Below are 19059 nucleotides of genomic sequence, written 5' to 3'. Positions count from 1 at the left end.
GTGGAACTGCGCCAGCTCCAGTACTTCGCCGCCGTGGCCGACACGGGCGGCTTCGGCCGGGCCGCCGAGCGGCTCGGCATCGTGCAGTCGGCGGTCAGCCAGCAGGTCCGCCGGCTGGAACGCGAGCTGGGCGTCACGCTGTTCGACCGGTCCACGCGGCACGTCCGCCTCTCCAGCGCGGGCGAGCGGCTGCTGCCCGAGGCCCGTGCCGTGCTCGCCGCGGCCCGGCGCACCCGGCAGGTCGCCGCCGACATCGCGTCCGGCGACGAGGGGCTGCTCCGCCTCGGCACCGTCCAGGGGCCGGGCGACCGGACGTACCGTCTCCTCGACGAGCTGCGGCGCGCGGCTCCCCGGCTCCGGGTGCGGCTGCGCCGACTGCCCCTCACCGAACGGCTCGCGGCGGTGCGTTCCGGCGAGCTGGACGCGGCGCTGGTGCGGGCGGCGACGACGGCGCCGGGGCTGGAACTCCTTCCGGTGTGGCGGGATCCGCTGTACGCGGCGCTGCCCGAGGACCACCCGGCGGCGGCCCCGCACGGCGGCGGACCGGACTCCGCGTCCGCCCTCGCCCCGACGGGCGCCCCGCCCCTACGCCTCGACCAGCTGGCGGACCTCCCGCTGCGCCTGGCCCCGCGCGAGCACAACCCGCCCTTCCACGACCTGGTGACCGGCGCGCTGCGGGCCGCCGGGGTGGAGCCGCCGCTCGGTCCGCCGTTCACCACGCTCCAGGAGACCCTGACCGGCTTGGCCGAGCAGCGGGCCGACGCCCCGTCCTGGACGGTCTTCTACGAGGTGACGGGGCTGCCGCCGGTGCCCCACGTGGCCGTACGACGCCTCGCCGCGCCCGAACTCACCACGTCCCTCGCCGTGTTGCCGGGACCGCCGGGCCCGCCGCTGCGCCAACTGCTCCAGGCACTGCGCGCCTGAGGCTCAGCCGGTCGGCCCGCCCGGGCGCGGGTCGTCCTGGTGCTGCTGCTGGTAGTGGCCGCGCCAGCGCGGCGTCGCCGCACCCTCCATGAGCACCATCACGACGTCGTGGGCCAGCGAGTCCGTCACCGGCAGGTGCCCGAAGAGCACGCGGTGGTACGTGGTGGCGCCGAGCATGTCCAGGAGCAGGTCGATGTCGGCGTCGGGCCGGATGTCGCCCCGCTCGATGCCCCGGCGCAGCGCCGCCTCGGTCGTGGCCCTGCGGGGGCGGAAGAGCGTCTCGGTGAAGACGCGGTCCAGCTCCGGGTCGTCGGCCAGTTCGGCCACGAGGGCGGGCAGCGTCCTGCGTCCCAGCGTGCCGCCGAACGCCTGGCTCAGGGTCTCGACGCCGAGGATCAGGTCGCAGTGCGTGCAGCCGGTGTCGGGGGTGGGCGCGGTGCCCACGGTCTCCGCGAGCGCGGCGATGACCAGGTGCTGCCGGGACGGCCAGCGGCGGCGGATGGCCGGTTTGGTCGTGCCGGCGCGGCGGGCGACGGCCTCCATCGTCAGGTTCGGGTAACCGGACTCCTCCAGGAGCGCCAGCGTCGCTTCCAGGATGGCCTCGTCGAGCCGGGCGTCGCGGGGCCGCCCCGTCCGGCCGGTCTCACGGGCGGAACGAGCGGCGGGGGCCACGGACTCGGGGGTTGCCATGCCGGTCAGTATAGGTAGCATCTACTTTCGTTCCGTTCCGGATCGAAACGTAAGAAGGAGGGTCGACCTTGCCGTCCGAGCAGGAAGCGACCACGCAGGAACCGCGGGGGCAGGAGCCATCCGGGCGGGAGCCATCCGGCCAGGAGTCGCCCACCCCGGAGTCGCCCGCCCAGGACCCGTCCGTGCCGCGTACGCGGCGGGCGCCCGCGCCCGGCGCCCGCCCCGAGAGCGCCTTCCGCGCCCCCTACTCCGCCCTCACCTGGGGCATCGTGCTCTCCGTCGGGCTCGTGGCCTTCGAGTCGATGGGGGTCGCCACCGTGCTGCCCGAGATCGCGGGCAGCCTCGGCGGACTCCACGCGTACGGCTGGGGCCTGTCCGCCCTGATGCTGGCCAACCTCATCGGCACCGTCGCCGCGGGCGTCGCCGCCGACCGCCGCGGTCCGGCCCGCCCGCTCGCCCTCGGCCTCGTGGTCTTCGCCGTCGGCTGCGCGCTCGCCGGGGCCGCGCCCAACTGGCCGGTGTTCCTGGCCGGGCGGTTCCTCCAGGGGCTCGGGGTCGGGGCGGTCATGGCGCTCGCGTACACCGCCATCGCGCTGGCCTATCCGCAGGGCCTGCGGGCGCGCATGTTCGCCCTGGTCTCCGGCGCCTGGACCGTGCCGTCCCTGGTGGGGCCGAGCATCGCGGCCGTGATCTCCGACCATGTGTCCTGGCGCGGCGTGTTCGTGCTGCTGCTGCCCCTGATCGCGGCCGCGGCGGCACTCGCGCTGCCGCAGCTGCGCCGCATCGGCCGCCCCGGGAGCCCGGCCTCGACCGCGGCCCCGGCCTCCGGAACGACCCCCTGGTGGTCCACCCCCGTCGCCCGCAGCGTCCTGCTAGCCGCCGGGACCGGCCTCCTCCTCGCGGGCCTCCAACTGCGCCAACTCGCCCTCCTGATCCCCCTGGCCGCCGCGGGCGCCACCACGGCCGTGCTGGCGCTGCGCCGGGTCACACCGGCGGGCACGCTGTCCGTGCGCCGCGGCGTTCCCACCGGTGTCGTCCTGCGCTTCCTGCTCTGCGGCGCCTACTTCGGCAGCGAGGCGTTCCTGCCCCTCGGCCTGGTCCGGCTGCGCGAACTGAGCGCCACGGAAGCCGGGTTGGGGCTCTCGGCGGGCGCGATCACCTGGGTGCTCGGGGCGGCGTGGCAGGGCCGGGCCGACAGCCGGTGGAGCGGGCGGTCGCGGGCCGTGCCGATCGCCGCCGGGTTCGCGGTCCTGCTCCTGGGGATCGCCGTGATGGCGCTCGGCGTCCTGGTCGACGCGGTGCCCGCCCTGACGGCCGTGGCGGGCTGGGCCATCGGCGGCGCAGGCATGGGCGTCGCCTTCAACGCGGCGACCACCGACGCCATGGAGCAGGCCCCGGCCGACCGGCAGGGCGAGGCCAGCGGCTCGATGCAGCTCGCCCAGACCCTCGCGGTGGCGGTCCTCAGCGGCCTCGGCGGCGCCGCCGTCGCCCTGTCCGCGGCCCACGGCGGCTCGGTGTCCCTCGCCCTGACGGTGACCTTCGCCCTCACCGCCGCACTCGCGGCCGCCGGGGTCCTCACGGCACACCGCATCCGGCCGAGCGCCGCCTGACGCACGCCGGGCCCCGGTCCAGTACCGGTGATGCCGCTGTCCGACGGCGGCATCACCGAACGCGGGCACCCGACGCGCCAAGTGGCGTACGGAATCGTGCCGTCCATCACTGCCCGAGACCGTGGACCCGCGCCCCAACCGGACTCAACAACCCTCCTCCGCCCCGCTGACCAGCGCACCTACTCCAACTCGCGCCGGACGCGCGCGCCTTGCGGCGCCCCGGCGCGATCACATGCCGCAGGTGTGCGGTAGCTGACAGTTCCGATTGTCTGGACTATCCCCTAGGCTTGACGTCATGCCCCTCACCCCTCAACCCCATGGTTCCGTGCGGTCGTCGGCCGAGTTGAACGAGCGGATACGCGGCCTGTGGCTTCGTGCGGGCGGCCGCCTCTCCGTCGAACAGCGCCGGGAGTACGAGCAGTTGGTGACCGAGTGGGCCGAGGCGGTACGCGCGGAGATCGTGCAGGCCGCGTAAGCGGCGCACAACGGGGGCAGTACGCACGCATCTTCCGCACGTGAGCCGTCCATCGGCCCCATCGCACCGGAGGTCCGCCCTCCACCGAGGAATTCCTCACCGCGCGCGAGCAATCCCGACCCGCTCGCGCGCACCCTCTTCCCACCGGCCCGGACGGACACATCGAGCCACCCCGGCCCCCCGCGGCACAACGACTCGCGCCCGGCCTCTTGGCTCCGCAACCCCCGGTGCCCAAGACTGATCAGATGACGCAGCGCGTGGAACTCGCCGCAGTCCTTGACCGGTTGGCCATCGACACTCTCATCACCGACTACGCCATCACCGTCGACGACGGCGACTGGGACGCCTACCGTCGGCTCTTCGCACCCGACGGACGCGCCGACTACCGCTCGGCGGGCGGCATCGAAGGACCCGCGTCCGAGGTCGCCGACTGGCTCACGGAGTCCCTTCGGGTCTTCGCGGTACGCCAGCACCTCATCGTCAACCGCAGGATCCACTTCGACGTCCGCGACCAGGACGTCGGCGACACCGCCCGGATACAGGCCGACTACGCCAACCCCATGCGGTTCGCCGACAAGGCGAAAAGCTCCGACAACGCCGCGCCCGACTTCGAATGCGGCGGGCGCTACGCCTTCACCGCCGTCCGCACCCACAACGGCTGGCGGCTGCGTCAAGTCGTCGTCCAGGAGAAGTGGCGCAGACAGCACTGGTCCGACCCGGTTACATGAACCAGGCGCCCCCTGTCCTAGATCGTCAGGGGCGCGCACACTGAACGTACGACGGCGGGGGGCACTGGCCGCGTCGGACGGATCGGGGCAGAAAGGCGCGCTGCATGGACGAACTCGGCAGCAAGCGGCGGCACCGATGGGTGCCACGGTGGCCGCGGTGGGCGGAGGCGACTCCCTGGCGGCGTACGGCCCGTAGCACCCCGGGGCAGCGCACCGCCCCGTGGCGGGGCGCCGATCTCGCCTCGCCGTGGCAGCGCGGGGTCATCGCCGCCCTGTGCGGCGCCCTGCCCGCCCTGGCGTTCCCCGCGCCCTCCTGGTGGTGGTTCGCGTACGTCGCGCTCGTGCCGTGGCTCCTCCTCGCCCGCTCCGCCCCGACCGGCCGCCGCGCGGCCCTCGACGGCTGGCTCGGCGGGCTCGGCTTCATGGTCGCCGTGCACCACTGGCTGCTGCCGAGTCTGCATGTGTTCACGCTGGTCATCGCCGCGCTCCTCGGCCTGCTCTGGGCGCCGTGGGGCTGGCTCGTACGCCATCTCCTCGGCGGCACGCCCTCCTCCGGGCGCGCCGCCGCCGCGCTGCTCGTCCTTCCCTCCGGCTGGCTGATGGTGGAGCTGGTGCGGTCCTGGGAGGGACTCGGCGGGCCCTGGGGGCTGCTGGGCTCCAGCCAGTGGCAGGTCGAGCCCGCGCTGCGCCTCGCTTCGGTCGGCGGGGTCTGGCTGGTCAGCGCCCTGGTCGTGGCCGTGAACACGGGCGTCGCCGTGCTCGTCGCGCACCGCGGCGCCCGGGTCCCCGCCGTCGCCGGTCTCGTCGCCGTCGGCGCGGCCACCACTGCGGCCTGGACCTGGTCCCCGCGCCCCGAGCCCGCGGGCCACGTCCGTGTCGCCGTCGTCCAGCCCGGCGTCATGAACGGCATCGACAGCGCCGGCCAGCGGTTCGCCCGCGAGGAGAGCCTGACCCGCTCCCTGGCGGGCCGCGATCTGGACCTCGTCGTGTGGGGCGAGAGCAGCGTGGGCCACGACCTGACCGAACGGCCCGATCTGGCCCGGCGGATCACCGCGCTGTCCCGGCAGGTCGGCGCCGACATCCTGGTGAACGTCGACGCGCGCCGCTCGGACCGGCCGGGCATCTTCAAGAGTTCGGTGCTGGTCGGCCCCAAGGGGCCGACGGGCGACCGCTACGACAAGATGCGTCTGGTGCCCTTCGGCGAGTACGTGCCCGCCCGCTCCCTGCTCGGCTGGGCGACCTCCGTCGGCAAGGCCGCGGGCGAGGACCGCAGGCGCGGGGACCGGCCCGTCGTCATGACCATCGGCCAAGGGCGAGGGCAAGGGCTGCGGGTCGGACCGCTGGTGTGCTTCGAGTCGGCCTTCCCCGACATGAGCCGCCACCTCACCCGCGAGGGCGCGCAGCTGCTGCTCGCCCAGTCCGCCACGTCGACGTTCCAGCACAGCTGGGCGCCCGAGCAGCACGCCTCGCTCGCGGCGGTGCGGGCCGCCGAGACCGGCCGCCCCATGGTGCACGCCACCCTCACCGGCGTCTCGGCCGTCTACGGCCCGAGCGGTGACCGCGTCGGCGCGCCCCTCGGCACGTCGGCGTCGAGCACCGCGGAGTACGAAGTCCCGCTCGCCACCGGCACCACCCCGTACGTGCGGTTCGGCGACTGGCCGGTGCACACGGCTCTCGTCGTGCTCGCCCTGCTGTGCGCGGCGGAGGGCGCGCGGGCGTTCAGGAGGCCTGCTCCTGAACGGCCCTCACCACCCGCTCGCACAGCTCATGGGTCGCCAGCGCGTCCCGCGCGCTGAGCACCTTGCCCGCGCGCACGGAGTCGAGGAAGGCGAGCACGACCTGCTCGATGCCGCGCTGCCGCGCCACCGGCACCCAGTCGCCGCGCCGCCGCACGGTGGGCTGGCCCTTGTGGTCGACGACGTCGGCGAGGTTCAGGACCTGCCGCTTGGTGTCCTGGCCCGAGACCTCGAGGACCTCCTCGGTGGACCCGCTCAGCCGGTTCATCACGCCGATCGCGGTGAACCCGGCGCCCCCGAGCTGCAGCACGACGTGTTCGAGCAGGCCGTTCTCGACCCGGCCGCGCACGCTCACGTCGTCGATCTGGCCGGGCACGAGGAAGCGCAGGGTGTCGACGACGTGGATGAAGTCGTCGAGGATCATGGTGCGCGGGTCCTCCGGCAGCCCCACGCGGTTCTTCTGCATCAGGATGAGCTCGCGCGGGTGCTCGACGCACTGGGCGTAGCCGGGGGCGTAGCGGCGGTTGAAGCCGACGGTGAGGCTGACGCCGCGCTCCTCGGCCAGCTCCACGAGGCGCTCGGAGTCGGCGAGTTCGTACGCGATGGGCTTGTCCACGTACGTCGCGACCCCGGCCTCCAGGAGCCGGCCGACGATCTCGGGGTGGACGGCGGTGGGCGCGTGCACGAAGGCCGCGTCCAGGCCCTGGGCGAGCAGCGAGTCCAGGTCGGTGTGGCGGCGCTCCCGGGGCACGTGGTGGACGTCGGCGACGCGCTCCAGGGTGGCGGGGGTGCGGGTCTGGAGGTGCAGTTCGACGCCGGGCTGCGCGGCGAGCACCGGGAGGTACGCCTTCTGTGCGATGTCGCCGAGTCCGATGCAGCCGACCTTCACCACTGTCTCCCTACCGTCGTGCCGGTTCACGCTCCTGCGCCCCCGAGCCTGTTCCCGCAGCATACGGGGGCTGGGGCGGCCGCCAGTCGGCGATGGGGGCGAAGCCCCGCATGATCATGTCCGGGCCGAGCCGGGACGCCGTCCGCACCAGGGTGTCGCGCACCGCCCGCAGGGGGCCGCTGGTGACGTGGTTGAGGCGGGCGGCGCGGGCGGCCTGGCGCACGATCGCCGTGGTCCGCGGCACGCGTACCGCGCTGTAGGCGGCCAGGCCCGCGAAGAGGTCGGCGTGCGGCGCCGCGTGGTGGGCGAGCACGACGGCGTCCTCGATGGCCTGGTTGCCGCCCTGGCCGAGGGTGGGCGCCATGGCGTGCGCGGCGTCGCCGATGAGGACGGTCCGGCCGCGGTGGTGGGCGGGCAGCGGGTCGATCAGGTGGCGCACGTCGTTGCGCAGGACGTCCTCGGGGCGGGCGGCGGCGATGATCCCGGGGATCGGGTCGTGCCAGTGCGCGAAGCGCCGCTCCAGCTCGGCCTTCTCGTTGTCGGGGGCGCGCCCGCCCTCGGGGAGGAGCGCGGTGGCGTACGCGTACACCCGGCCGTCCTTGAGCGGCTGGGTGCCCCAGACGCCGCCGCGCCCCCAGGTCTCGTGCGGCGCGAAGGGGCGTTCGGGCGCGGGCACGACGAGCCGCCAGGCGGTGAATCCGGTGTACACGGGCGCGGGGTGCGCGGGGAACAGGGCTGTCCTGACGGCGGAGTTGATGCCGTCGGCGCCGATCACGAGGTCGGCCTCGATGTCGCCGTCGGGAGTCGCGACGAGGGCCCTGCGGCCGGGGCCGCCGCGGTCGGCGAGGCGGGCGTCGACGCCGGTGCGCAGGCAGCGCGCGGGCAGTGCGGCGACGAGCAGGTCGACCAGTGTCGCGCGGTGCAGGAGCACCAGTGTGCCGCCGAACCGCCGTGCCGTCGCGGCCGCGCTGGTCCGCACGATCCAACGCCCGTCCTGCGCGCGCACTCCGCCCGCCCCCTGCCACGCGGCCAGGTCGCGCACCCGGTCCCCGAGGCCGAGCACGTCCAGGGCGCGCTGGGCGTTGGGCGCGAGGCCGATGCCGGAGCCGACGGGTTTCAGGGACTCGGCGCGCTCCAGGACGGTGACCCGCCAGCCGGCCTTGGACAGACCGATGGCGGCGGTCAGCCCACCGATCCCACCGCCTATGACGACGGCGTGGGGCTCGGGAGATTTCGCTGTTCCGGGCATGACCTCTCCTTGTCGCGCGCATACTTGGCGAAGGCACCACCGACGGAAACTACAGGTGTAGTGCCCGCGTTCGACGCTACTACATCTGTAGTACGAACGGTAGGCTGGACCGCATGCCTGTACGCGCCACGGGGACAGCCCGCACCGAACTCATCGCCGACACCGCCCTCTCCCTGCTCGCCGAGCGCGGTATGCGCGGCCTCACCCACCGGGCCGTCGACGAGGCCGCGGGCCTCCCTCCGGGGTCGACGTCGAATCACGCCCGCACCCGGCTCGCCCTCCTGGAGGCCGCGGTCCGACGGCAGGCCGAGCGCGAGAACGACGTCCTCACCCCGAGCGAGCTGCCGGACCCGGCGGGCGACCGCGACACCCTGGTCTCCGGCCTGGCCGTGGCCCTGCACCGCTTCCTCACCGGCGACGACCACCGCGGCCTGCTCCTGTCCCGCTACGAACTGGCCCTGGAGGCGACCCGGCGCCCCGAACTGCGGTCGTACTACGACTCGGCGGGCGCCCAGTTCCGGGAGCCGCTGCGGGAGCTGATGGTCGCCGCGGGCTCCAAGGAAGCGGAGCGGCACACGCTGTCCCTGGTGGCGTGGTGCGACGGCATGATGTTCTCGTGCGTCGCGGGTTCGTACCACGCGACAGCGCCGACGGTGGACGAACTGCGGGAAGGGTTCGGGGAGTTGCTGCGGGGGATGCTCGACGGGGACGCGCGGGGCGGGGCATAGGGCAGAGGGCGGAGGGCTGCCGTCGGGGCGGGGCATAGGGCGGGGTTGCCGTCGGGGCGGGGCTTGGAGCGGAGCTGTTGTCGGACGCGGCTCAGGGCGAGGACCGTCGTCGGGCAGCGCCCGCCGGTGTCACCCGTGCGGGGCATGCGGGGACGTTCGGCGCCCCGGGGTGCGCCGGGGGCAGCAGAGTGGCGCGGGTGCAGCGATCGACGACCACCTCGGTGACCACTTCGGTGCTCCTTGTGTCCACGTCCGTGGCCGTGCTGACTCTCTCCGGGTGCATGGGGGTGGAGCGGACGTCCGGTCGGGGCGCGGTGTCCGCGGGCCCGGCGACACCCGCCCGGGGACCGTCGAGTCGGCCACCGCTGGTGGTGCAGGCCCCGGCGCGCGACTCGCTGGAGCGCGGCGGCCCGGCGGGCACGCCGTCCCGTACCGCGCCCCCGCGGGCGAAGGCCACCGCGTCCGACCGCCCCTCGGCCACGTCGCCCTCGCCCAGCGACGACGCCACCGCGCGCGACCCGGACGAGCACGGGGGACACTCGGACCCGCCCCCGCACCGCCGTGACGGCCGCCCGCAGGACCCCGGCCCCGACGAGGGGAAGGCGCCCCGGTCGGACGTGCCGCCGCCCGTCCGCGCCGAGGCCGACCTGTGCGCACTCGGCCGCGCGCACGGGGGCTGGGAGCCGGACAGCCGGGAGGCGGCCATCTGCCGGGCGGCGTACGGGCGTTGACAGGAGGCGAGCCCTCGGCCGAGCCTGCCCGAGCCCCCGACCGACCCCGACCAGCCCCGACCAGCCCCGAAGGGGCCAACCCGGTCCGGCCGGGCCGCTACTCCTCGACCGCCCCCTCCCCCACCTGCGCCTCCAGGCGGTCCAGTGCCGCCCTGATGCCGTCCCCATAGCCGTCGTCGCCGAGCGCGCCCACCGCGCCGCGGGCCAGTCGCAGATGGCTGCGGGCCGCCTCGGGGCGGGCGAGCTTCACATAGTCCGCGGCCAGGTTGAGGTGCAGCGAGGGGTAGAACCCACGCACCGCCAGGGACTGGTGGTGCGCGCCGACGCGTTCGTCCGTCAGCTCGTGGGCCGCCGACAACGCCCTGAGGTCCCAGGCCAGTTCGTCGGCCGGGTCGTCCTGGGTGTCGGCCATGTAGTGCGCGAGGGTGCAGCGGTGCAGGGCGTCGCCCTCCTCGCCGATCTCCGACCAGAGCACGAGGAAACGCGTCCTCGCCTCCTCGCGGTCGCCCGCGTGCTGGAGCATGACCGCCTGCCCGATCCGGGTCATCATGGCGTCTTCGTCGTCCGTCGTCTGTTCCTGCCGCTCCGCCACCGCGTCGCCCTCCGCGTCCGCCGGACATGCCGCGGGCCGGTCGGGGCCCGCGGCAGGTCCGGCGTCAGTCCGTCGTCAGCTGTCCGTCGATTGCCAGTCGATTCCGACGCTAGCGGCCACCACTGACAATCGCGGTCAGGCGCGGTGCGACGCGGGGCGCTCCCGCCTGCTCAGCCCAGGTCGGGGATGCGCCAGTCGATGGACTCGTGCCCCTGGGCCGCGACCGCCTCGTCGATCTGCGTGAAGGGGCGGGAGCCGAAGAACTTCTTCGCGGACAGCGGCGAGGGGTGCGCGCCCTTGACGACGACGTGCCGCTCGGCGTCGATGAGGGGCAGCTTCTTCTGGGCGTAGTTGCCCCACAGGACGAAGACCGCCGGGTCCGGCCGCTCGGCCACCGCGCGGATCACCGCGTCGGTGAACTTCTCCCAGCCCTTGCCCTTGTGGGAGTTGGCCTCGCCGGAGCGGACCGTCAGGACCGCGTTCAGGAGCAGCACGCCCTGCTGGGCCCACGGCATCAGATAGCCGTTGTCCGGCACGGGGAGGCCGATGTCCTCCTTCATCTCCTTGTAGATGTTCCGGAGCGAGGGCGGGGTCTTCACCCCGGGGCGGACCGAGAAGCACAGGCCATGGCCCTGGCCCTCGCCGTGATACGGGTCCTGGCCGAGGACGAGGACCTTCACCCGGTCGAACGGCGTCGCGTCCAGTGCGGCGAACACCTCGTCGCGCGGCGGGAAGACCGGGCCCTTCGCACGCTCCTCCTCGACGAACTCGGTGAGCTCCTTGAAGTAGGGCTTCTGCAGTTCCTCGCCGAGGACTCCGCGCCAGGACGCGGGCAGCATGGCGATGTCGGTCACGTCAACAACCTCCGGGGTGCGTTCAGTTCTGCACCACAGAACCTACCGGCGGCCACTGACAATCCACCGCCCTCGACTCCGCGCCCGCGGGGAAACCGCCGCCTACCAGCTCGTCTTCCGCCCCAGCTCCCACATCATCATGATCGCCGAGGGGTCGAGGGCCCGCTCGGCGCCCGAGATCTCCTCGCTCGCCATGACGTACTGCTTGCCCTGCCACACCGGTAGGAGCCGCACGTCGTCGACGAGGACCCGCTGGGCCTCTTCGAACTGGTCCACGACGTTGCTCCGGTCGGCCTCGCGGCGCGAGCGCGGCAGCAGGTCGTCGGTGAGTTCCCGCGACGGGTAGGGAATGTTGTGGACGTTGCGCTCGCCCACGAACGGCGCGATGAAGTTGTCCGCGTCCGGGAAGTCCGGGAACCAGCCGCGCCCGAAGACCGGGTACTCCCCGCGCTTGTAGGCCGCGTCGAACTCCTTCCACGGCCGCCCCTTGATCGTGACCTTGAACAGGCCGGAGGTCTCCAGCTGCCGTTTGATCTCGGCGAACTCCGGCTCGGTGGCCGAGCCGTAGCGGTCGGTCGTGTACCAGAGCGTGAGCGGTACGGGCTCGGTGATGCCCGCCGCCGCCAGGATCTGCCGCGCCTTGGCCACGCTCGGGTTGCCGTAGACGTCGAAGAAGCTCGTGCCGTGTCCGGTGACACCGCGCGGGACCATCGAGTACAGCGGCTCCACGGTGTCCTTGTAGACCTTGTGGGCGACCGCGCCGCGGTCGAGGACCTGGGCGAACGCCTTGCGCACGGCGGGCTTGCGCGCCCACCGGTCCTTCGGGTTGAACACCAGGTAGCGGATCTCGGTGCCCGCGCCCTCGACGAGCCGGATGTCGTCCTCCTTGTCCGGGCCCTGCTGCGCCACGATGTCCCGCGCCGCGAGACCGCGGAAGGTGACGTCGAGGTCCTTGTCACGCAGTGCCTCGACCATGGAGTCGGAGTCGCGGAAGTAGCGGATGGTCACGGCGTCGTTCTTGCGGTTGGCCGCGCCTTCGTAGTGGCTGTTCCTGGCGAGTTCGGCCCGGTCGCCGGCCTGGTAGGAGTCAAGGGTGTACGGCCCGGAGCCGGTGATCTCGTCGCCCTCGCGTATTTTGTCGGCCGGGTACTCGCGGGGGTCGACGATCGACATGGCCGGGGTGGCGAGGACGAGCGGGAACGTGGCGTCGGGCTTGCGCAGCCGGAAGACGACGGTCCTGTCCCCCTTGGTCTCCACGGTCCGCAGCGCGCCCAGAAGTCCGGCCGGGCCGCCCTTGACGTCGATGCGCCGCATCCGGTCGATGGAGAACTTCACGGCCCGCGCGTCCAGCTCGTGGCCGTCGGAGAACTTCAGGCCCGCGCGCAACGTACACGTGTAGACCATGCTGCTGCTGTCGGTGAACCGGCAGCGCTCCGCCGCGTCGGGCTGGGGCTCGGTGGCGCCGGAGGGGAAGCTCAGGAGCGTCTGGAAGATATTCCGGTACAGCTCCCAGGAGCCGTCGTAGGCCGCGGCCGGATCGAGGGTGCTCGGCGCACTCGTCGTACCGACGGTGATGGTGTCCCCGCCGTCCGAGCCCTCGGAGGACAGCACACCGCAGCCGGCGACGAGGGACAGGGACGCGAGCAGGGTGACCGGCCGCCGACGACGCGGGGGAACTCTTCTGAACACGTGCACGCTCCTCGGTCTGCCGTGCCATGGATCGGCAGACCATACCGCAGTGCCCCGCCGTGCCAACCAGGCTCACCGACGGGGCACTTCATGCGGGAGAACGTCACGTACGCAGGGAATTCCCGGCCTTCTTCAAGGTTCATCCGGTTCCGGCGGCCGATGTCCGGTTACGTCAGCCGACGCCCGCGTTGAGGAACATGCCCCCGTCGACCTGAAGCGTCTGACCGGTGATCCAGTCGGACTGCTCGGAGGTCAGGAACGCCGCCGCGCCGCCGATGTCGGACGGCACCCCGAGCCGGCCGAGCGGGTAGGCCGCCGCGGCCTCCTCCTCCCGGCCCTCGTAGAGCGTCTGCGCGAACTTGGTCTTGACCACGGCCGGGGCGATGGCGTTGACCCGCACCTTCGGCGCGAACTCGTGCGCCAGCTGCAGGGTCAGATTGACCATGGCGGCCTTGCTGATGCCGTACGCCCCGATGAACGGCGACGGCGCGACGCCCGCGATGGAGGCGATGTTCACGATCGCGCCGCCGTGCTCGCTCTGCCAGGCCTTCCAGGTGAGCTGGGCGAAGCCGAGCGCGGAGATCACATTGGTCTCGAAGACCTTGCGGGCCACGTTCAGGTCCATGTCGGCCATCGACCCGAACACCGGGTTCGTACCGGCGTTGTTGATGAGGAAGTCGACGCGGCCGAACGCCTCCATGGCGCGCTCGACGGCGACCGCCTGGTGTGCCTCGTCGTGGGCCTTGCCCGGGACGCCGATGACGCGGTCGGCGCCGAGCTTCTCCACGGCCTCCTTGAGCGCGTCCTCGTTGCGCCCGGTGATGCACACGCGGTCGCCGCGGGCGACCAGCGCCTCGGCGATGCCGTAGCCGATGCCGCGGCTCGCTCCGGTGATGAGCGCCGCCTTGCCGCTGTCCTGCACTGCCATCTGTCCTGATCCTTTGCGCTTGGTCCGGTGCTGGTCGGGCGGGCCGCTAGTTCAGCGGGCCACCGGCCACGTACATGACCTGCCCGGACACGAATCCCGCCGCGTCACCGGTGAAGAAGGCGATGGCGTTGGCGATGTCCTCCGGCGTGCCGACGCGCTGCACCGGGATCTGGGTGGCGGCCGCGGCCTGGAAGTCCTCGAAGCCCATGCCGACGCGCTCGGCGGTGGCCTTGGTCATCTCGGTGGCGATGAAGCCGGGCGCCACGGAGTTGGCGGTGACGCCGAACTTGCCGAGCTCCTTGGCGAGCGTCTTGGTGAAGCCCTGCATGCCCGCCTTGGCCGCCGCGTAGTTCACCTGGCCGCGGTTGCCGAGCGCGGAGGAGCTGGAGAGGTTGACGATCCGGCCGAAGCCCGCGTCCACCATGTGCGCCTGACAGGCGCGGGACATCAGGAACGCGCCGCGCAGGTGCACGTTCATGACCGTGTCCCAGTCGCTCGCGCTCATCTTGAACAGCAGGTTGTCGCGCAGCACGCCCGCGTTGTTGACCAGGATCGTGGGCGCGCCGAGCTCCGTGGCGATCCGGGTGACGGCGGCCTCGACCTGGGCCTCGTCGGCCACGTCGCAGCCCACGGCGATCGCCTTGCCACCGGCGGCGGTGATCTGCGCGACGGTGTCCTTGCAGGCGGCCTCGTCGAGGTCGAGCACGGCGACGGCGCGGCCCTCGGCGGCGAGCCGGACGGCGGTCGCCGCGCCGATGCCTCGCGCTGCTCCGGTCACGATCGCGACACGCTGCTCAGTGGTGGACATGCTGGCTCTCCTCGCCCTTGGGGTGCGGCTCTCATGCCGTGCGGATCTTCTGGAGGTGCGGTGCCGCGGCACGCATCCCAGTGAGCGACCGCTTAGTACCTTCAGCAGACGAGACGCTAGAAGCCCTGACACCCGGTGTCAACGGCCCCCCGGCCACTGTGACTCATTACGTCCCCCGAAGACCCCGGCCGCTAGCGCACCAGCAGCTGGACCAGGCGCTCCACCTCGGCCTCGGGGTCCGCGGTGAGGCCCGTGTGCACGGGCCCCGGCTGGACGACGGTGGAGCGTGGCGCGATCAGCCAGCGGAAGCGCCGCCCGGCGTCGTCGCCCGCCGCCTGCCCGGCCGCGATGCCGCCCGCGCAGACGCCCTCGACGGCCGAAAGGGCCGCGCGCACGCCCGCCGCGTCGGCCCCGGGGTCCAGGGCGCGCAGCTTCGCCTCGTCCAGATGCGTGCGGGCGGCCACGTAGGACTTGGCGCGGCAGTAGAGCACGACGCCCGCGTTGAACTGCTCGCCGCGCTCCACGCGCGGCACGACGCGCAGCAGCGCGTACTCGAAGACGTCCCGCGCGGGGGCGCCGTCCGTCTCGGTGATCCCGGTCTGTTCGGTCTGTTCGGTCACTGCGCGGCGCCTTCCAGGGTGATGCGTTCGTGGATGCTCTCCGCGCGCGGGAGGAGCGTCTCCGCGTACGCCCGCCGCACCTCGTCGGGGGTGTCGAAGCCCGGCTCGTCGGCCAGCCACGCGTCGGGCACGTCGGCGGTCACCTCGGCGAGCAGGTCCGCGGTGACCCGGGGGGCCAGGTCGGCGGCGGCCGCGGCGAGGTCGGGGGCGTACCGCGCGAGTACGTGGTCCGCGGCGTCGTACGGCTTGTCGGCCGCGGCGCGGGCCGTCGGCCAGTTGTGGTGCCAGATCATGCTCGCGCCGTGGTCGATGAGCCAGACGTCGCCGTGCCACACCAGGAGGTTCGGGTTGCGCCAGGAGCGGTCCACGTTGTTGATCAGCGCGTCGAACCAGACGACGCGCCCGGCCTCCAGCGGGTCCACCTCGAAGGCCAGCGGGTCGAAGCCGAGGGCACCCGGCAGGTAGTCCATGCCCAGGTTCAGGCCGCCGCTGGACTTCAGGAGCTGCTGCACCTCCTGGTCCGGCTCGCCGAGGCCGAGGACCGGGTCGAGCCGGATGCCCGCAAGCCCCGGCACGCGCAGTCCGAGGCGGTGGGCGAGGCGCCCGCAGATCACCTCGGCGACGAGCGTCTTGCGGCCCTGGCCCGCGCCCGTGAACTTCATGACGTACGTCTCGAACACGCCGTGGCCGTCGTCGGTCTCGACGAGTCCGGGCAGCGATCCGCCCTCACGCAGCGGCGTGACGTACCGGACAGCGGTGACTTCGGTGAGCATCGCCCCAGGTTACTGCCGAGGTCCGACACCCCGGCCGCTCCCCCGACGCCCTCGCCCGCCCCCTCCCGAACCACCTCCGTGGTGCCTACAGTCACGCCATGAACTCCCCTGACCTCCCGGCCCAGTTCGCCCGCACGCACCGCTACGCGTTCGGGGTGCCCCGCGGCCTCACCGTGTCGCGGGACGGCACCCGTGTGCTGTTCACGCGCTCCACGGCGGGCGACGACCCGGTCAGCAGGCTGTGGCTGTACGAAGTCGGGGCCGCGGCGGGGGAAGGGGCCGAGGGCCGGTCCGGCGGCGAGCGGATGCTCGTGGACCCGCTCGCGCTGGGCGCCGCCGGGCCGGTGCCCGAGGCCGAACGCGTGCGCAGGGAACGCGCGCGGGAGGCATCCCAGGGCGTGGTGTCGTTCGCCGCCGACGACCACGCGCGCGTGGTGGCCTTCGCCGTGTCGGGCGCGCTGTGGACGGTCCGTACGGACGGCGGCGCGCCGCGCCGGATCGCCACCCCGGGTCCCGTGGTCGACCCGCGCCCCTCACCCGACGGCTCGCTCGTCGCGTACGTCACCGGGGGCGCCCTGCGCGTGGTCGGCGCCGACGGCACGGGCGACCGGGCCCTGGCCGAGCCCGAGGACGACGAGGTGACGTACGGGCTCGCCGATCACGTCGCCGCCGAATCCATGGACCGGCACCGGGCGTTCTGGTGGTCGCCGGACGGCGACGCCCTTCTGGTCACGCGTGTGGACACCGCGCGCGTGCGGCGCTGGTGGCTCTCCGATCCGGCGCACCCGGAGCGGCCGCCGCGCTCGGTGCCGTACCCGGCGGCGGGCACCGACAACGCGGAGACGACCCTGCACCTCCTGCGGACGGACGGCTCGCGCGTCGCCGTCCGCACGCCGTCGAAGGCGTCGGAGCACGCGTCGGCACGCGCCCCGGAACACGCGTCGGAGCCCTCGGAGCACACCAGGAAGCACGCGTCTGCACGCTCTCGGAACGACGACGGGCCCGCGTGGACGGATGCCGCGTTCGACTACGTCCTGCGGGCCTCCTGGGACGCGCACGGCCCCCTGATCACCCTCCAGACCCGCGACCAGCGCACGGCCCGCGTCCTGGCGGTCGACCCCGAGAGCGGTGAGTGCCGCCTGGTCGACGAGCGGCACGAGAGCCCGTGGCTGGACCTCGTCCCCGGCACCCCGGCCCGCCTCGCGAACGGCACGCCCGTGCTGCACCGGCTCGTCGACCCCGACACGGCGGGCCTGCGCGCGGGTGGCACGGAGACGCCTCCGGGACTGCATGTGCGCGGCGTGCTCGCCACCGTGGGCGAGCGGGTGTGGGTGACGGCGTCGGACGCGCCCACGGAGGTGCACGTCTGGTCGTTCCCGGTGGCCGGTGAGCCGGACGGCCCGGTCCGCACCGCCGCGCCGGTGCGCCTCAGTCGGGGCCCGGGCGTGCACACCGCCGCGATCGGCGGGGACACCGTGGTCCTCGACAGCAGGACGCCGGACGGGCACACGGTGACCGTGCTGCGCGGCGGGCGCCCCGTGGGGCGGATAGCCGTGCTCTCCGAAGAGCCCGTCGTGAGGCCGGACCCGCGTCACCTCACCCTCGGGGAACGTGAGGTGCGCGGCATGCTGTTCCTGCCGTCGTGGCACGAGCGCGGCTCCGGGAAGCTGCCGGTCCTGCTGTGTCCGTACTCCGGTCCGTCCGTCCAGCTCGTCGTGCACGCGCGCGCGTGGTGGACGGTCGTCGCCCAGTGGTTCGCCGAGCAGGGCTTCGCGGTGCTCATCGCGGACGGGCGGGGCACACCGGGGCGCGGGCGGGGCTGGGAACACGAGGTGTACGGCGATCAGTTGACGCCCGTCCTCGACGACCAGGTGGACGCGGTGCGGGCCGCGGCCGAGGTGTTTCCCGAGCTCGACCTGGGGCGGGTGGGCATCCGCGGCTGGTCCTTCGGCGGCTATCTGGCGGCGGGCGCGGTGCTGCGCCGTCCTGATGTCTTCCACGCGGCGGTGGCCGGGGCCGCGCCCTCGGACCTGCGGCTCTACGACACCCACTGGAAGGAGCGCTTCCTCGGGCACCCCGACGTACAGCCCGCGCACTACGAACGCTGCTCCCTGGTCGCGCACGCCCACCGCCTGTCGCGGCCGCTGATGCTGGTCCACGGCCTGTCCGACGACAACGTCCTGCCGGTGCACACGCTGCGCCTGTCGTCGGCGCTGCTCGCGGCGGGACGGCCGCACACGGTCCTGCCGCTGCCCGGGGCGAGCCATCTGGTGGCCCAGAAGGACGTTGCGGCCAATCTGCTGAATCTGGAGCTCGACTTCCTGAAAAAGTCCTTGAACGCCTGAACAACTCCGCGCCGCCGTCCGTACCATCCGGCATGACTGCTTCCAGGGAAGACAGGGCCGACACCGCCGAGCCGCTCCTGCCGACGGCGGACAGCCCCACCACCCCCCTCTCCGCACGCCCCTCAGGTCTCTGCCTGAGCACCTCCCCCAACCCCACCGGCTCCCCGAGCCCCAGCCGTCGCGCCGTCGTCGCCGCAGTGGGTGCCGCGGGTCTGGCCGCCGCGCTCGTCGCCTGCGGCTCGGACGACGACAAGGACTCGTCGGAGCCCGCCGGTGAGGCCTCCGACAAGGAGGAGGGCGGCGGTGGGGGTGCCGTGCTGGCCAAGACGGCGGACATTCCCGTGGGCGGCGGCAAGATCTTCAAGGACGAGAACGTCGTGGTCACCCAGCCGACGAAGGGCGAGTTCAAGGCCTTCTCGAACCGCTGCACGCACAAGGGGTGTCCGGTGACGAGCGTCGAGGGCGGCACCATCAACTGCCCCTGTCACGGCAGCAAGTTCGACATCACCGACGGCAGCGTGAAGCAGAACCCGGCGCCGAAGCCGCTGCCCGCGACGAAGATCACCGTCGAGGGCGACGAGATCAAGCTGGCCTGACGCGAGAGCTGGGCGAAACGCGGGAGTTCGCCCGAGCGCGGGAGCTCGCCGAAGGTCGGCAAGGGCCGCGCCGCGACGGGGAATCACCCGGAGC

General features: G+C 73.5%; 19 protein-coding genes. 9 read left to right on the top strand and 10 right to left on the bottom strand.

Annotated elements, in window-relative coordinates; translation table 11 throughout:
- Complete coding sequence (locus ACFVHO_RS33480) at nt 1–924, top strand: LysR family transcriptional regulator (RefSeq protein WP_385723050.1); 924 nt, start codon at nt 1–3, stop codon at nt 922–924.
- Nucleotides 925–927: 3 nt separating this feature from the next.
- Here ACFVHO_RS33480 and ACFVHO_RS33475 read toward each other — a convergent pair whose 3' ends face one another.
- Nucleotides 928–1614 (bottom strand): TetR/AcrR family transcriptional regulator, encoded by a 687-nt coding sequence (locus ACFVHO_RS33475; protein ID WP_385723047.1) that lies wholly within the window; start codon nt 1612–1614, stop codon nt 928–930.
- A gap of 68 nt (nt 1615–1682) precedes the next feature.
- Here ACFVHO_RS33475 and ACFVHO_RS33470 point away from each other — a divergent pair, with 68 nt between their 5' ends.
- From ACFVHO_RS33470 to lnt, 4 genes are all read left to right on the top strand, one after another.
- Nucleotides 1683–3224, top strand: coding sequence for an MFS transporter (locus ACFVHO_RS33470; protein WP_385723044.1), 1542 nt, complete (start codon nt 1683–1685; stop codon nt 3222–3224).
- A gap of 295 nt (nt 3225–3519) precedes the next feature.
- Nucleotides 3520–3699, top strand: coding sequence for a hypothetical protein (locus tag ACFVHO_RS33465; protein WP_078619226.1), 180 nt, complete (start codon nt 3520–3522; stop codon nt 3697–3699).
- Between the two features lie 245 nt (nt 3700–3944).
- Nucleotides 3945–4427: a nuclear transport factor 2 family protein gene (locus ACFVHO_RS33460; protein ID WP_385723041.1), complete on the top strand. Its 483-nt coding sequence runs from the start codon at nt 3945–3947 to the stop codon at nt 4425–4427.
- 104 nt (nt 4428–4531) lie between these two features.
- On the top strand, nt 4532–6223 hold the full coding sequence (gene lnt, locus ACFVHO_RS33455) for an apolipoprotein N-acyltransferase (RefSeq protein ID WP_385723038.1): 1692 nt from the start codon (nt 4532–4534) through the stop codon (nt 6221–6223).
- On the opposite strand, the gene ACFVHO_RS33450 is transcribed toward lnt, so the two are convergent.
- Both ACFVHO_RS33450 and ACFVHO_RS33445 read right to left on the bottom strand, forming a co-directional pair.
- Nucleotides 6147–7052, bottom strand: coding sequence for a Gfo/Idh/MocA family protein (locus ACFVHO_RS33450; RefSeq protein WP_385723035.1), 906 nt, complete (start codon nt 7050–7052; stop codon nt 6147–6149). The genes lnt and ACFVHO_RS33450 overlap by 77 nt on opposite strands.
- A 10-nt stretch (nt 7053–7062) precedes the next feature.
- Entirely contained in the window at nt 7063–8301 is a 1239-nt protein-coding gene (locus tag ACFVHO_RS33445) for an FAD-dependent monooxygenase (RefSeq protein WP_385723032.1), read from the bottom strand.
- Between the two features lie 113 nt (nt 8302–8414).
- Between ACFVHO_RS33445 and ACFVHO_RS33440 the strand changes: the two genes are divergently transcribed.
- Together ACFVHO_RS33440 and ACFVHO_RS33435 are read left to right on the top strand one after the other, a co-directional pair.
- Entirely contained in the window at nt 8415–9029 is a 615-nt protein-coding gene (locus ACFVHO_RS33440) for a TetR/AcrR family transcriptional regulator (protein WP_385723029.1), read from the top strand.
- A gap of 197 nt (nt 9030–9226) precedes the next feature.
- A complete protein-coding gene (locus ACFVHO_RS33435; RefSeq protein WP_385723026.1) occupies nt 9227–9760 on the top strand; it encodes a hypothetical protein in 534 nt (177 codons plus the stop codon).
- A gap of 97 nt (nt 9761–9857) precedes the next feature.
- Here ACFVHO_RS33435 and ACFVHO_RS33430 read toward each other — a convergent pair whose 3' ends face one another.
- From ACFVHO_RS33430 to ACFVHO_RS33400, 7 genes are all read right to left on the bottom strand, one after another.
- Entirely contained in the window at nt 9858–10352 is a 495-nt protein-coding gene (locus tag ACFVHO_RS33430; RefSeq protein ID WP_030358615.1) for a hypothetical protein, read from the bottom strand.
- A 170-nt stretch (nt 10353–10522) separates the two neighbouring features.
- Nucleotides 10523–11206, bottom strand: coding sequence for a uracil-DNA glycosylase (gene ung, locus ACFVHO_RS33425; protein ID WP_385723023.1), 684 nt, complete (start codon nt 11204–11206; stop codon nt 10523–10525).
- A gap of 102 nt (nt 11207–11308) precedes the next feature.
- The gene (locus ACFVHO_RS33420; RefSeq protein WP_385723020.1) at nt 11309–12895 is read right to left on the bottom strand and encodes an ABC transporter substrate-binding protein; all 1587 of its coding nucleotides are present in this window, start codon (nt 12893–12895) and stop codon (nt 11309–11311) included.
- Nucleotides 12896–13067: 172 nt separating this feature from the next.
- On the bottom strand, nt 13068–13823 hold the full coding sequence (locus ACFVHO_RS33415) for an SDR family oxidoreductase (protein ID WP_030358612.1): 756 nt from the start codon (nt 13821–13823) through the stop codon (nt 13068–13070).
- A gap of 46 nt (nt 13824–13869) precedes the next feature.
- Nucleotides 13870–14631 (bottom strand): 3-oxoacyl-ACP reductase FabG, encoded by a 762-nt coding sequence (gene fabG, locus ACFVHO_RS33410; RefSeq protein WP_385723017.1) that lies wholly within the window; start codon nt 14629–14631, stop codon nt 13870–13872.
- Nucleotides 14632–14822: 191 nt separating this feature from the next.
- On the bottom strand, nt 14823–15251 hold the full coding sequence (locus tag ACFVHO_RS33405) for a DUF3037 domain-containing protein (RefSeq protein ID WP_385723014.1): 429 nt from the start codon (nt 15249–15251) through the stop codon (nt 14823–14825).
- On the bottom strand, nt 15248–16024 hold the full coding sequence (locus ACFVHO_RS33400; RefSeq protein WP_385723011.1) for a HipA family kinase: 777 nt from the start codon (nt 16022–16024) through the stop codon (nt 15248–15250). Before ACFVHO_RS33400 ends, ACFVHO_RS33405 begins: the two co-directional genes overlap by 4 nt.
- A 98-nt stretch (nt 16025–16122) precedes the next feature.
- On the opposite strand from ACFVHO_RS33400, the gene ACFVHO_RS33395 reads away from it, so the two are divergent.
- Both ACFVHO_RS33395 and ACFVHO_RS33390 read left to right on the top strand, forming a co-directional pair.
- Nucleotides 16123–18369, top strand: coding sequence for a prolyl oligopeptidase family serine peptidase (locus tag ACFVHO_RS33395; protein WP_385723009.1), 2247 nt, complete (start codon nt 16123–16125; stop codon nt 18367–18369).
- Between the two features lie 32 nt (nt 18370–18401).
- Complete coding sequence (locus tag ACFVHO_RS33390; RefSeq protein WP_385723006.1) at nt 18402–18965, top strand: Rieske (2Fe-2S) protein; 564 nt, start codon at nt 18402–18404, stop codon at nt 18963–18965.
- The last annotated feature ends 94 nt before the right edge of the window (nt 18966–19059 follow it).

The organism is Streptomyces sp. NPDC127108 (assembly GCF_042677545.1).
Classification (GTDB): Bacteria; Actinomycetota; Actinomycetes; order Streptomycetales; family Streptomycetaceae; genus Streptomyces.
Note: the sequence above shows the minus strand (reverse complement) of the source record. Positions and strands in the feature narration are given on the sequence as shown.

Coding starts and splice junctions, on each gene's coding strand:
- ACFVHO_RS33475 (WP_385723047.1), bottom strand. CDS start 1,614: ATGGCAACCCCCGAGTCCGTGGCCCCCGCCGCTCGTTCCGCCCGTGAG.
- ACFVHO_RS33465 (WP_078619226.1), top strand. CDS start 3,520: ATGCCCCTCACCCCTCAACCCCATGGTTCCGTGCGGTCGTCGGCCGAG.
- ACFVHO_RS33460 (WP_385723041.1), top strand. CDS start 3,945: ATGACGCAGCGCGTGGAACTCGCCGCAGTCCTTGACCGGTTGGCCATC.
- lnt (WP_385723038.1), top strand. CDS start 4,532: ATGGACGAACTCGGCAGCAAGCGGCGGCACCGATGGGTGCCACGGTGG.
- ACFVHO_RS33445 (WP_385723032.1), bottom strand. CDS start 8,301: ATGCCCGGAACAGCGAAATCTCCCGAGCCCCACGCCGTCGTCATAGGC.
- ACFVHO_RS33440 (WP_385723029.1), top strand. CDS start 8,415: ATGCCTGTACGCGCCACGGGGACAGCCCGCACCGAACTCATCGCCGAC.
- ACFVHO_RS33415 (WP_030358612.1), bottom strand. CDS start 13,823: ATGGCAGTGCAGGACAGCGGCAAGGCGGCGCTCATCACCGGAGCGAGC.
- fabG (WP_385723017.1), bottom strand. CDS start 14,631: ATGTCCACCACTGAGCAGCGTGTCGCGATCGTGACCGGAGCAGCGCGA.
- ACFVHO_RS33400 (WP_385723011.1), bottom strand. CDS start 16,024: ATGCTCACCGAAGTCACCGCTGTCCGGTACGTCACGCCGCTGCGTGAG.
- ACFVHO_RS33395 (WP_385723009.1), top strand. CDS start 16,123: ATGAACTCCCCTGACCTCCCGGCCCAGTTCGCCCGCACGCACCGCTAC.
- ACFVHO_RS33390 (WP_385723006.1), top strand. CDS start 18,402: ATGACTGCTTCCAGGGAAGACAGGGCCGACACCGCCGAGCCGCTCCTG.